Annotated in this window: 16 protein-coding genes and 1 pseudogene; 1 reads left to right on the top strand and 16 read right to left on the bottom strand. The window is 28.6% G+C overall.

Translation table 11 applies throughout. The annotated features are described in order from the left end of the window. Positions 1–2 precede the first annotated feature (2 nt). From CLPU_RS11435 to CLPU_RS11410, 7 genes are all read right to left on the bottom strand, one after another. Positions 3–1,841: a YcdB/YcdC domain-containing protein gene (locus CLPU_RS11435; RefSeq protein WP_050355799.1), complete on the bottom strand. Its 1,839-nt coding sequence runs from the start codon at positions 1,839–1,841 to the stop codon at positions 3–5. Positions 1,842–2,051: 210 nt separating this feature from the next. Further along, positions 2,052–2,888: a DUF169 domain-containing protein gene (locus CLPU_RS11430; protein ID WP_050355798.1), complete on the bottom strand. Its 837-nt coding sequence runs from the start codon at positions 2,886–2,888 to the stop codon at positions 2,052–2,054. Between the two features lie 134 nt (positions 2,889–3,022). Next, positions 3,023–3,316, bottom strand: a complete 294-nt coding sequence (locus CLPU_RS11425; RefSeq protein WP_050355797.1) for a hypothetical protein — start codon at positions 3,314–3,316, stop codon at positions 3,023–3,025. A 2-nt stretch (positions 3,317–3,318) separates the two neighbouring features. After that, positions 3,319–3,618: a DUF2089 family protein gene (locus tag CLPU_RS11420; RefSeq protein WP_050355796.1), complete on the bottom strand. Its 300-nt coding sequence runs from the start codon at positions 3,616–3,618 to the stop codon at positions 3,319–3,321. A gap of 83 nt (positions 3,619–3,701) precedes the next feature. Next, entirely contained in the window at positions 3,702–3,905 is a 204-nt protein-coding gene (locus CLPU_RS17290) for a hypothetical protein (protein WP_050355795.1), read from the bottom strand. Positions 3,906–3,983: 78 nt separating this feature from the next. Further along, positions 3,984–4,109, bottom strand: a complete 126-nt coding sequence (locus CLPU_RS16735; protein WP_157857728.1) for an IS4/Tn5 family transposase DNA-binding protein — start codon at positions 4,107–4,109, stop codon at positions 3,984–3,986. A gap of 249 nt (positions 4,110–4,358) precedes the next feature. Continuing rightward, complete coding sequence (locus CLPU_RS11410) at positions 4,359–4,745, bottom strand: ATP-binding protein (RefSeq protein WP_050355794.1); 387 nt, start codon at positions 4,743–4,745, stop codon at positions 4,359–4,361. A gap of 190 nt (positions 4,746–4,935) precedes the next feature. On the opposite strand from CLPU_RS11410, the gene rd reads away from it, so the two are divergent. Then, entirely contained in the window at positions 4,936–5,097 is a 162-nt protein-coding gene (gene rd / locus CLPU_RS11405; RefSeq protein WP_050355793.1) for a rubredoxin, read from the top strand. 97 nt (positions 5,098–5,194) lie between these two features. On the opposite strand, the gene yihA is transcribed toward rd, so the two are convergent. The 9 genes and pseudogenes from yihA to CLPU_RS11360 all read right to left on the bottom strand — a co-directional run bounded on the left by yihA (position 5,195) and on the right by CLPU_RS11360 (position 13,465). Next, complete coding sequence (gene yihA, locus CLPU_RS11400; RefSeq protein ID WP_050355792.1) at positions 5,195–5,824, bottom strand: ribosome biogenesis GTP-binding protein YihA/YsxC; 630 nt, start codon at positions 5,822–5,824, stop codon at positions 5,195–5,197. Beyond that, the gene (gene lon / locus CLPU_RS11395) at positions 5,824–8,172 is read right to left on the bottom strand and encodes an endopeptidase La (RefSeq protein ID WP_050355791.1); all 2,349 of its coding nucleotides are present in this window, start codon (positions 8,170–8,172) and stop codon (positions 5,824–5,826) included. The genes yihA and lon overlap by 1 nt, the downstream gene beginning before the upstream one ends. A gap of 277 nt (positions 8,173–8,449) precedes the next feature. Further along, complete coding sequence (locus CLPU_RS11390) at positions 8,450–8,704, bottom strand: adenine deaminase C-terminal domain-containing protein (protein WP_050355790.1); 255 nt, start codon at positions 8,702–8,704, stop codon at positions 8,450–8,452. A 54-nt stretch (positions 8,705–8,758) separates the two neighbouring features. Continuing rightward, positions 8,759–9,829 (bottom strand): ABC transporter substrate-binding protein, encoded by a 1,071-nt coding sequence (locus tag CLPU_RS11385; RefSeq protein ID WP_050355789.1) that lies wholly within the window; start codon positions 9,827–9,829, stop codon positions 8,759–8,761. Between the two features lie 222 nt (positions 9,830–10,051). Next, positions 10,052–11,104 carry an ABC transporter substrate-binding protein gene (locus CLPU_RS11380; protein WP_050355788.1) on the bottom strand — a complete coding sequence of 351 codons (1,053 nt, stop codon included), beginning with the start codon at positions 11,102–11,104 and terminating at the stop codon, positions 10,052–10,054. A 157-nt stretch (positions 11,105–11,261) separates the two neighbouring features. Then, positions 11,262–11,543, bottom strand: a pseudogene (locus CLPU_RS11375) (hypothetical protein); the annotation flags it as partial. 23 nt (positions 11,544–11,566) lie between these two features. Continuing rightward, positions 11,567–11,809: a type 2 periplasmic-binding domain-containing protein gene (locus CLPU_RS11370; RefSeq protein WP_050355786.1), complete on the bottom strand. Its 243-nt coding sequence runs from the start codon at positions 11,807–11,809 to the stop codon at positions 11,567–11,569. A 62-nt stretch (positions 11,810–11,871) separates the two neighbouring features. Continuing rightward, positions 11,872–12,168: a type 2 periplasmic-binding domain-containing protein gene (locus CLPU_RS11365; protein ID WP_050355785.1), complete on the bottom strand. Its 297-nt coding sequence runs from the start codon at positions 12,166–12,168 to the stop codon at positions 11,872–11,874. A 226-nt stretch (positions 12,169–12,394) separates the two neighbouring features. Then, on the bottom strand, positions 12,395–13,465 hold the full coding sequence (locus CLPU_RS11360; protein WP_050355784.1) for an ABC transporter substrate-binding protein: 1,071 nt from the start codon (positions 13,463–13,465) through the stop codon (positions 12,395–12,397). Between the last annotated feature and the right edge of the window lie 10 nt (positions 13,466–13,475).

Raw genomic sequence — 13,475 nt, 5'->3', positions numbered from 1 at the left:
AGTTACTTTATCCTCCGGTTTTTTTCGTTTTTCTTTATTATTCTTTCATTTATTAAATGTTGATATAATTCATCTGTGTTTTCATAGTCTATATAGCTATATCCTTTAGACTTAGCTAATAGATATAAAAAATCTTTTTGAGTTACTTCTTCATTACCCTTAAACTCTTCTCCTGGAAGATATACACCGTATTTAGCTAACTTTTCTATTATTTCTTTAAACTTGCTATTATTAATATCTTTATATGTTTTTGTTTCTTTTTTATCTTTATAAGGTTTACCTTCAAAATCTATCAATGCTCCTGTAGTTGCATCTACATCTATAAATTTATTAGGTTCTAACCCGTATACTAATTTAGCCACCTTTTCTTTATCTATATCATCTTTTATATCTGTAACATATTGTAGCTCTAGTTTTATTTCACTTAAAATATTATCCAAAGCTTTCTCTTTAGAAGTAACATTATCTGAAGATGGTAATTTTTCTTCATACCAGTTATACCCATATGACTCCACATCTCCTGTTACTCCACTTATAGCTATTGTAAATCCATTATTAGACACCTTGATTCCATTATATTTTCTTGCAAATGTAAAATAGTAATTTTTATCTTCTCCTGATTGGATTGTCAAAATAGGGTCTTCCGAATCTATGAGCTCTGTTTGTTTAAATTTCTCTGAGCTTACTGAACTTATAAAGTCTTTTGCTTTTTTAAGTGCTTTTTCTTTACTATAAGCTACATCTTTTTTATTATCTACAAATGAGTACTTTGATAGTCTTTTTAATTCTTTAGTCTTTGCATCTATAGCTACGCTTATAAAATCATCATTTTGATTTTTGCCATAAAATTCTAACATCCAATTATAGTTATCTTTAGCTTCATTTGAACTTAATCTAGAAGATTTTAGTTCATACTTATTAGAAATATTGCATAATTTTCTAGCTACATTTTCAGCTTCCTTATCACTTATTATATTCTTCAACTCATCTATATTTTTTTGTTCTTCAGGACTTAAATATAGAACTTCTGAATCTAGTCCATAAAGTATTCCAGAAGAATCAAATCCTCCACTCTTACTGTATGACCCTTGTCCGCCTATTACGTCATTTAACGGTTTTCCTGTTTCTGCATCTATTAATTTGCTGTCACTAATACTATATATTAATCGTGGACTTAATTTTCCCTTATTTCGATAAAAATTATATAATAATTCTATATTTTCATTCTCTTTGAATGCTTTCTCAGCTTCTGCACTCGATATTATTTTATTTGGACTAGAAAATTTAATTTTTTCATCCCAGTATTGAATATAACTTCTAACTTCTCCAGTATTAGTATCAACTGATACTGTAACTTGATTTCCGTAGTAAGGAATATTGTTTTCAGTTCTCGCATATGTAAAGTAATAGTTTGTTGACCCATCATATGAGTCAGAGATACTTCCCTTATACTCCACCTTTCCTTCTATTTTAGGATTTATCTTTTTTATAAAATCTTTAGATATTTTTAATCCTTTGTCTTCGCTAACTAACGGTAACTTACCAACTCTGTCTTCATGATATTCATGTTTACCATAATGGTCAATCGTTCCATTAGAATCAATACTAACACTTACATATCCTAATTCTTGGTCACTCCAGTTTAAGTTATAATATACTTTGTCCCCTACTTTTTCTATAGCATATTCAAAGTTTTCATACTCATTGCTAATATTAAGTAACGACTTTGCTTTTTTAATAGCATTTTGTAGATTTTGATCCATTTGTGCAAAAGTACCTATAGGTAATAAGATAGTTAACAGCATTGCCATAGAAATGATTATTGATATTCTTTTTTTCATAAAAATCCCCCTTTATGTTTATATTGGTTTTAATTACATTTATTGTATAATCTTTTTTTATTTAAGTAAACGTTATTTTAGTTACAAATTAAATATATGTCCAAGCTCCTATTTATATTTCATATTAAAAAATAGCTTAATAAACAACTTATTTTTCTAATCTAATATAAGTCGTTCACTAAGCTATTTAATATATTCTGTATTACTTTGTTATACTTCATAATCATTATCTAAAGTTAAATCTATATTTTTACCTTTTTCTTTAAACTTGCTAATAATGTCCTCTTTTTTCTTTTTCATATCAGTTGTGTTTATAGTAGCTATTACCCCTTCAACTGTACTTAAAAATTTCTCGTATGGTATACCTGCAGCCATTTCCTCATCTTTCCATTTTGCTAACATTCTTGTACTTGGACATAAAGTTGAAATATTCATACTTCCAGTTAAATAAGGTACTACTGTACTTTCTGAACATATAGCTTGCATAGCTCCATAGTCTAACTCTGGTTTTATACCTAAATGATATACATATCCTTGAGTTAGTCTCATTACTTGATAAGGATTAGCTATAATTATAACTACATCTGGTACTATATCAAATTTATCTAGAGGTTTTGTAAGTAATCCATAAGTTGAAAATTCACAACGATGAAGACTTTTTATTGATTTTCTCATTCTATGAGCTGTTGCATTTGTTGAATATAGATTGTATGAAAAGTATTCTTCCCCAGATTCTATTCTTTCCGTACTAGGCTCCAAAGCCAATGCCGTAGTTCCTCCATCACAGTTATGATTTTCATATCTTGACTTAAATGAAAATTCTCTAGTAGCTTTTTCAATCATAACACAATAAGAAGTCTTACCTTTTATTTCTTCTTCTTTTAATTTATCATACTCTTCTTTAGAAAATATTAACTTTACTCCAACCGGTTTACGATTAAGTCCTAATATTATTTCTAAATTTTCTACGGCTTCTTTTACATCTTCTATTGGAAATGTTTTATTAGGACTTCCATATAAAATTTTATCACTTTTATAAGGTGACATAGTATCCCTCCTAACAAGTATTTTAATTGACTCCTAAACTCATCTTAAGAACTCTAGGACATCTAAAGTATAACAACTATAGATAACAAAATACTATAAATTTTGTCTCAAATATAAGCAATACAAATATATATTTACAAATCTTTACTCTTCATTTTTTTTAACTCAGCTTCCTGTTCTTTTTTATACTTTCTTCGTCCTTCTACCCATGTACTTAATTGTAGTGTTACAAATATAAAAAATGGAAAAATATTTTTTGAACTAGGTGTTAACTTTAGGAAATAAAATACCCCAACTGAAAATATTATAGATAATAATGGTATAATACCCCCTAAAAGCCAATTTTTATGTTTACTTAATGAATTGTGTACGATCAGAACAACAGCGGCAATTACAAATGCAATAATAATAGTAGCTAAGTTTGTCATAATTATTCTCCTTTCAATCTTTCTTGATATTTGTGGATGATTATTTTGGCAGCTTCAATATCAATCTTTGAATCAACCGCCAAGCCTTTAATAAATGTTTCGAATGGTTCGTCCTCTTGCTTATCATTTAGTTCAATTTTTTGAATAAGCTTATCCAATCTCAAGCGCACAGTTGGATAAGATACATCATATAGTTTTGCAATTTCTTTTAATGAACCAGATTTTAATATAAAGTTTTTTAGAAATCCTATATCTTCCTGTTCTAAACCAAGTATCCATTGTGGTATTTTATCAATTTCCATTTGAACCCTCTTTTCATATTATCTTTAATAATATTAAGTATACATTAAATATTATTAAAGTCAATAATAAAACTAAAATTAATTTAATTTACACATAGAGGAACACCCTCTACTGTTACAACAAGTATTGTATTATTTAATAGACCAAGATCATGCTCTGTATTGCTGCATACACCTAAGCCTTTGGTTGCAGGATGATTTTTATAATCTAAAGTAGTAGTGTCTTGTATTGCTAAGACAGTTTCGTGTTTCTTCATATGTTCAATCGCTTGCTCTTTATGACCCATAATTATTGCCCCCGCTTTAATATTTTCATTACTAAAGAATATGTATGTTGTTTGCGTTTCAGCATAGGTTTTACATGCCTAAGGTATTGAAGTTTGAGGACTTTCATAGAAAGAATTTGCAATTTTAATTAACCTCTTATTAAGTCTATCATCTGCAAATGGTGCATCATTAAATTCTCTTAGTATCCAATTATTAGTATTCATATGATACCTCATAAATATTTATTTAGTATTGTTATCATATGCATATTATTATATTTAGTTATCAATGTACAAAAGAAGGTTTTACCTTATCTTTAATTACCAAAATATTTCTAAAGATGTGTATAATGTATGGCTTCTATAAGTGGAAGTAGTTCACTTAAACATAAAATAAGATATCATTTAAGAAAATAGTACCTTCTATTTTCTTAAATGATATCTTATAAATTTCACATTTTTATCTAACTTAATCTAAATGTATTTAACTATAGACACCTTATTGTTGTTTATAGAAAGCTTATCGGTAAGTCCATCAACTAATACTAATCCTCTACCGCTACATTTCAAGTCCATAGGATCATATTGTTCTTTGTCATAGCTAAATCCTGTACCTTCATCAAGTACCTCTATCTTTATGCAGTCATTACTTACTTTTAATTTTAAATTAACTTTTTTATCAGCATCTAGTTTATTACCATGGACTACACTATTTATAACTAGTTCATTTAATATAAGTTTTATATCAAATATTAAAAGTTCATCATTTAAGATATTGCTAATTTGATCAATTATATCGTTTAAAGTTTTTCTTACCTCCATTAAGTCACTTTTAATTTCTACATTCGTTTCAAATATCAATTCAATCCCTTCCTATCTCGCTAATTTTTTTATTATATTTTATTCTACCCATTAGTATTATTACTAATCTTAACATTTTTATTATATTTTAAATATTTGATATTTTACATTTAAATGATTAATTTATCAATTTATGGATATGATTAATATATAATATAATAAAAAAGTAAGTATGATAGGAGTTGATTTTATGCAAAAATATGTTTGCGAACCTTGTGGATACGTATATGACCCAGCAGAAGGAGATCCAGATAACGGAGTAGAACCAGGAACTGCTTTCGAAGATATACCAGAAGATTGGGTATGTCCTGTGTGTGGATTAGATAAAAGCGTATTTGTGCCTGAAGAATAATAAATATAGCTTATAATGCATAAAGGAGACTGTATAATTTATACAGTCTCCTTATCTATTCTATTTTCTATTTCATTTTTTAATTACATATACATATTTATTTCTCTGTATCTTCTTGCATTTCATCTATATATTGACTATTTATTTCTAGAAGCTGTTCTATAGTATCCCATACTTCATCTACGTTAAATTTTTTAGATGCTGAAAATGGTATTATAAAGTCTTTATCTTCTACACCTAGCTTTTTTTGAATAACTGATATATGCTTTGCCCAGTTTCCTCTAGATATTTTATCTGCTTTTGTTGCTATAACTATTCCATTAAATCCACAAGACTTTATCCATTCATACATCATTTTATCATGTTCACCAGGCTCATGGCGTATGTCTACAAGAAGTATAACTTCTATAAGACTTTTTCTATTCTTAAGATAAACTTCTATCATCTTTGCCCATTTTTCTCTTTCTTTCATTGACACTTTAGCATAACCATATCCTGGTAAATCAACTAATCTAAAATCGTCATTTATATTATAGAAGTTTAAGGTTTGTGTTTTTCCAGGCTGACCACTTGTTCTAGCTAATCCATTTCTGTTCACAAGCCTGTTTATAAGTGATGATTTTCCGACATTAGATCTTCCAGCAAATGCAATCTCAAGTTTTCCCTCAGGTGGATACTGAGATTGAAATGCCGCTGTTATTATAAGCTCTGCCTTCTTAATTTTCATTAGTTACTACCATCCTCTTTTACTAATGCATGATCTAGTACCTCATCCATAGTCTTTACAAATACAAATTCAATTTTTCTTCTAACTTTATCTGGAATTTCTTCAATATCTTTTTTATTATCCCAAGGTAATAATACTTTTGTTATTCCTGCTCTATGAGCTGCCAATACTTTTTCCTTTATTCCTCCTACAGGAAGAACTCTACCTCTTAATGTTATTTCTCCTGTCATTGCAACATTTCTACTTACAGGTATATTACTAAGAGCCGATATAACAGCTGTAGCCATAGTTATACCTGCTGACGGTCCATCTTTAGGAATAGCACCTTCTGGGACATGTATGTGTATATCTTTATCCTTGTAGAAATTATCCTCTATCTTAAACTCTTCTACACGTGATCTTATGAAACTTATACCTGCCATTGCTGATTCTTTCATAACATCTCCAAGTTTTCCTGTAAGCTGAAGCTTTCCTGTTCCTTTCATAGGAGTGACTTCTATTGATAATGTATCTCCTCCAACAGTAGTCCAAGCAAGTCCTCTAGCTATACCCACTTGATGTTCTTCATTTATAACATCATAACTGAACCTAGGTATTCCTAAGTATTTCTGTAAATTAGTGCTATTTATTCTAACTGAAGAAACTTTTTCTTCTACTATTTTCTTAGCCGTTTTTCTGCATACGTTTGCTATTTCTCTTTCAAGATTTCTTACTCCAGCTTCTCTTGTATACTTAGTTATAATTTCTCTAATAGTATTATTAGATAGCTGAAGATTCTTTTCTTTTAATCCATGATCTTTCATCTGCTTTGGAAGTAAGTATCTACTTGCTATTTCTAGCTTTTCTTCTTCCGTATATCCTGATATTCTTATAACTTCCATTCTATCTAGTAATGGCCCTGGTATTGTACTTGTTGAATTAGCAGTAGTTATAAACATAACTTTTGATAGATCAAAAGGTACTTCTAAAAAGTGATCTGTAAATGTAGAGTTTTGTTCAGGGTCAAGTACTTCAAGTAAAGCAGATGCAGGATCTCCTCTAAAGTCACCACTTAGCTTATCTATTTCATCAAATAAGAAAACAGGATTCTTCGAACCCACTTTCTTTATAGAAGATATTATTCTTCCTGGTATAGCTCCTACATAAGTTCTTCTATGTCCTCTAATTTCGGCTTCATCTCTAACTCCACCAAGTGACATCCTCACAAATTTTCTATTTAAAGCAGTTCCTATAGATCTCGCTATAGAAGTTTTTCCTACTCCTGGTGGCCCTACTAAACATAATATAGGTCCTTTTAAGCTTCCTGCTAGCTCTCTTATAGCCAAAAATTCTAGTATTCTTTCTTTAACATCTGTAAGTCCATAGTGGTCTTCGTCTAAAACCTTCCTAGAATTTTTAATATCTACAGTATCTTCTGTTTCATTATCCCATGGAAGCTCTATAATCCAATCTAAGTAACTTCTTATAACTCCAGCTTCCGCAGATGATGCTGACACTTTCATTAATCTGTCCGCTTCTTTTAATGCCTTTTCTTTAACTTCTTCTGGCATATCGATTTCATTTATTTTATCTTTGTATTTCTCTACCTCATCTAATATATCTTCATCTTCTCCCAGCTCGTGTTGTATAGCTTTAAGTTGTTCTTTCAAATAGTATTCTCTTTGTACCTTATTTATTTGCTTCTTTACTCTCTGGGATATTTTTTCTTCTAGTTTTAGTATATCTATCTCTTGTCTTAGTATTACTTCTAGAATTTCTAACCTTTCGTAAGGGTGGAGTGCTTCAAGTATTTTCTGCTTATTTTCTGGACTTAAATATACATATGAAGCTATAACATCTGCTAATCTTCCAGGTTCTTTTATTTCCGTAACTGATAAAAGAACATCTGTAGATATTTTGTTTCCAACACCCGCATACTCTTCAAATGATTCTAAGATCATTCTCATAAGAGCTTCTGTTTTTTGATCTTTCTTAATTTCTTCTTCAAATACTATTTCTTCTATTTCAACCTCAAAATATGGCTCTTCTTGGATGATATCTTTTATCTTTCCTCTATTTATCCCTTCAACTAAAACTCTTATAGTATCCCCTGGTAACTTTAGCATTTGTTTTATTTTGCATATAGTTCCTATGTGGTAAAAATCATTCGGTCCAGGTATATCTACACTTGCTTCTTTCTGAGAGCTTAAGAATACAAGTGAGTCATTAACCATTGCTTCTTCTAATGCATTTATAGACTTGTCTCTTCCTACATCAAAGTGAAGTACCATATAAGGAAATATTGATAGTCCTCTAAGTGGTATAAGTGGAATCGTTCTAGTTTCACTTTTGTAGCCTTTATTATCCATAAGTATCAACTCCTTTGAAGGTATCTTATAGGAATTAAAGAGTTTTAGTTTAAAGTATCATTCAATTATGTACAATCTGTATTTATTTTAAAATAATACAGTTAATAATATTTTGAGATTATACCAATTTATATATAGATATTACTTTAAATAATAATATATAGTCAATAAATTGTCTAATACTTGAAAATATTTGGTCATATATATATTGTACATTTTAAATCAATATAATCAACTAAAATAAATAATGTTTGAAAAAATTTATAAAATAAATTTACTATTTTATCTTCATTTTTATAACTTCCTTTTTAGTCTTACCAATTACAAGTAAATTATGATGATCATGTGCATATGTCGTTACAATAGCTCCTTTATCTATTATATCTTCAGTTATCAATCCATATCTTATATTACCAGTATTTTTATATCTTTCAAATAATGTTATTAAGAAATACAGAGAATTTCTCCAGCCAAATAATTCATTTTTTACAAAATTAAATTCTTTATTATGGATGAATTTTAAACTTTTCAATATAACTATAAATAACACCTAATGTAACACTAGGTGTTATTTATAGTTATATTTTTAATCTGATATCTCTTTATTCCATCTTTCAATCCATCTTTTTAAAGAACTATTTACATATGTCCAATCCACAGATTTTAACTTCTCTATAGTTTCTTCACCATAAATAAGCTCTTCTGCCTCTTTATCAGTTAATTTTACATTCTTATTTGTAGGAGAATCTACTTTATCAAGAGCCTGAACTTTTTGTACTTCCTCACTAATTATCCAATTAATAAATTGTTCAGCTAATTTTTTGTTCTTTGTCCCTTTTACTATATTTATTGTATTAACTATTGCGTATGAGCCTTCTTTTGGATCTACCCACTTTGCTGTTGGGACAGTTTCTTTGACACTTTCAAACTCAAAGCTATGTCCTCCCATAACTTTAACTTTTCCCTGGCTCATTGCATTTATGGCTTCTGAAGATTTATCATCAAACCTTAAAACATTTTCACTTAGCTCTTTCATTTTTTCAAAAGCTTTATCTTCATCCTTTTTAATATCTACTCCTGCTTGTTCAGCTGCTATTAATAACATCATAGGACCTGATGTAGTTGTTATATTTGATAGAGACATTTTCCCTTTTAGATCTGGTCTCCACAAATCTCCCCATGATTCTATTGGTTCCTTTATATCTTCCGAATCATAAATTATACCAAAACTCCCTATAGTATATGCAGGTCCATAATCTTTTCCCAATGGTGTCTTAGCTACATCATAAAGATTATTTATATTTGGAATCTTTTCATGATCTATTCTTTCAAATAGCCCTTCTTCTATAGCTTGCATTGCATAATAATCTGTAAAAGCTGCTACATCAACTTTACTATTTCTCATTTTTAGTTTATTAAGTCTATCTACATTATTCCCTAATTCAAGAACAATTTTTACGTTATGCTTTTTTTCAAATGGCTCCATAACATTTCTTCTATATAAATCCTCATTAAATCCAAATATCGAAACAACAAGTGTTTCTTTATTACTATCACTACTAGTCTTACTACTTTTAATCTTACATCCTGATAATACCATTGTTAAAACTAGAAAACTTAGAAAAAGTAAACTTGTTTTTTTCCCTATTTTCTTCATTTTATCCTCCTTTCAATTTGTATATTTATGTAATTTTTATAATTATTTTATTACTTATCGTAACATATTTGGTTTATTATGTAAATAATTTAAGGTTAGTTTTCATTTTACTTATTTCAATATCTAAAAAACTCTTTTTTGTATATTTATATTTTTTTAAAATAAATAAGAGACTATTTTGTTAAATAGTCTCTTATTCAGTAATATATAATTCTTTATTTATTATTTTTTAGTACCTATTTCTTTATCCCATTTCTTTATCCATCTATCTAAAGATTTATTTACATACTTCCAATCTAATGTATTTAGACTTTCTATGGCCTCCTTACCATAAATAACCCCTTCTGCTTCTTCAGGTGTTAGTTTAACTTTCTTATTTGTGGGAGAGTCTAATTTATTAATAGCTTGATTCTTTTGTACCTCTTCACTTAATATCCAGTCTATAAGCTTCTCCGCTAACTCTTTGTTTTTGGTTCCTTTAACTATATTAACTGTATCAATTATTGCATATGAACCTTCTTTTGGATCTACCCATTTTGTTGCTGAAACATTTTCTGTTATAGTCTCTCTTTCAAAACTATATCCTCCCAAAATATCAACTTCCCCCATGGCAAACATATTTATAGTTTCAGTAGCATCTTTATCAAATTTAATAACATTCTCACTTAATTCTTTCATTTTTTCAAAAGCTTTGTCTTCATCTTTCTTAATATCTACTCCCGCTTGATCTGCCGCTATAAATAGCATTATTGGTCCTGCTGAAGTCGTTATATGAGGCATTGTTACTCTATTTTTGAATTCTGGCTTCCATAAGTCTCCCCATGATACAATTGGTTCTTTAATTTTATCTCCATTATATATCATTCCGAAACTAGATACAGCATAAGCTGGTCCATAATCTTTACCTAGCGGTGTTTTAGCCATACTATATAGATTATTTATATTTGGTATATTTTTACGATTTATTTTTTCAAATAATCCTTCTTCTACCCCTTGCATAGCATAGTAATCTGTAAAAAGTGCTACATCCACTCTGCTATCTTTCATTTTTAATTTATTAAGTCTCTCAAAATTATTTCCAAACTCACATATAATCTTTACATTGTATTTTTTTTCAAATGATTTAAAAATATTTTCTCTATATATATCCTCTCTAAATACTGATACTATTAATACGTTTTTTTCTTTATTCTCTTTGATCTTATTGCTACATCCTAAAGTAAATATTATGAGAAACAAAATAATCAAACCCATCTTTTTTATCAGCTTTTTCATTTTATCACCTTTATAATTTATGTAATTCTTATATTTAAAATACATTATTTCATTAGTGTATCTCTACTAATCAAAATTTTAAAATCATCTTAATTAAAAACTATTGTCTAGTTTTATTTATCATAATATAAAAATTACTATATAATTATTTTATTTACTATTTCGTATTACCTATTTCTTTATTCCATCTCTCTATCCATCTTTCCATAGACTTATTTACATACTTCCAATCCAATGTATTTAGGCTTTCTATAGCCTTTTTACTATAAATAAGCCCTTCTGCTTCTTCATTAGTTAATTTTACTTTTTTATTTGTTGGTGAATCTATCTTATCTAGAGCTTGAGCTTTTTGTACCTCTTCACTTAATATCCAATTCACAAACTTTTCTGCTAGATCTTTATTTTTGGTCTCTTTAACTATATTAATTGTATCGATTACTGCGTATGAACCTTCCTCTGGATCTACCCATTTTTCGTCGGAACATTATCTTTCATAGTTTCTTTTATGAAGCTATATGTTCCTAAAATATCAACCTCTCCCGAGGCATACATATTTATAGTTTCAGCAGGCTCTTTATCAAATTTTATAACATTGTTACTTAGTTCTTTCAACTTTTCAAAAGCTTTATCTTCATCATAAATTAACCCAAAACTAGATACGGCATATGCCGGTCCATATTCTTTACCCAGTGGTGCTTTAGACATACTATACAAATTATTTATATTTGGTATATTTTTACGATTTATTTTTTCAAATAGATTTTCCTCTATACCTTCATAGCATAATAATCTGTAAAGAGTGCCACGTCTGCTTTGCTATCACCATTTCTTAATTTATTAAGTCTCTCAAAGTTCTTTTCAAGTTCAAGTACAACTTTCACATTATATTTCTTTTCAAATGGTTCGAAAACATTCTTTCTATGTAAATCTTCTTCAAATGTTGATACTGTTAATGTTTTTAGTTCTTTCTTTTTATTATCTTTATCACTTTTAGCATGTCCTCCTGATACTCCCAATGTTAACACTAAAGAAGCTAAAATAATTGAACTTACTCTTTTACTCATTTTTTCACTTTATCACTCCTAACTTTATATTTCTATATAGATTTAATACCATTTTATTACTTATTATAACATTTTTGTTATATAATCTTAATAAAGTTCATCAAATTTTGTTTTCCTAATTTTAATATCTAGAAAATTCTTTTTTATATTTATATTCTTTCTAAAATAAATAAGAGACTATTTTGTTAAATAGTCTCTTATTAAGTAATATACAATTCTTTATTTACTATTTTGTAGTACCTATTTCTTTATTCCATCTCTCTATCCATCTTTCTAAAGATTTATTCACATACTTCCAATCTAGTGTATTTAGGCTTTCTATAGCTTTTTTACCGTAAATAAGTCCTTCTGCTTCTTCAGGTGTTAGCTTAACTTTCTTATTGGTAGGAGAGTCTAATTTATTAAGAGCTTGATTCTTTTGTACCTCTTCACTCAATATCCAGTCTATGAATTTTTCTGCTAGTTCTTTGTTTTTTGTTCCTTTAACTATATTAACTGTATCAATTATTGCATACGAGCCTTCTTTTGGATCTACCCATTTCGTTGCTGGAACATTTTCTGTTATAGTTTCTCTTTCAAAACTATATCCTCCCAAGATATCGACTTCCCCCATGGTAAACATATTTATAGTTTCAGTGGCATCTTTATCAAATTTAATAACATTTTCACTTAGTTCTTTCATTTTTTCAAAAACTTTGTCTTCGTTCTTCTTAATATCCACATTCGCCTGTTCTGCTGCTATAAATAGCATTATTGGTCCTGCCGAAGTCGTTATATGAGGCATTGTTACTCTATTTTTGAATTCTGGCTTCCATAAGTCTCCCCATGATACAATTGGTTCTTTAATTTTATCTCCATTATATATCATTCCAAAACTAGATACAGCATATGCTGGTCCATAATCTTTCCCTAATGGCGTTTTAGCCATACTATATAGATTGTTTATATTTGGTATATTTTTACGATTTACTTTTTCAAATAATCCTTCTTCTACCCCTTGCATAGCATAGTAATCTGTAAAAAGTGCTACATCTGATTTACTATCTCCACTTTTTAACTTGTTAAGTCTCTCAAAATTATTTCCAAACTCACATACAATCTTTACATTGTATTTCTTTTCAAATGGCTTAAATATATCCTTTCTATATAATTCTTCGTCAAATGTTGATACAGTTAGTGTTTTCTGTTCTTTCTTTTTATCATCTTTATCACTTTTAGCATGCCCTCCTGATACTCCCAATGTTAATACTAAAGAAGCTAAAATAATTGAACTTACTCTTTTACTCATTTTTTTCATTTTATCACCC

Source organism: Gottschalkia purinilytica, from assembly GCF_001190785.1.
GTDB classification, from domain to species: Bacteria; Bacillota; Clostridia; order Tissierellales; family Gottschalkiaceae; genus Gottschalkia_A; species Gottschalkia_A purinilytica.
This window is presented reverse-complemented; position numbering and strand designations above follow the sequence as displayed.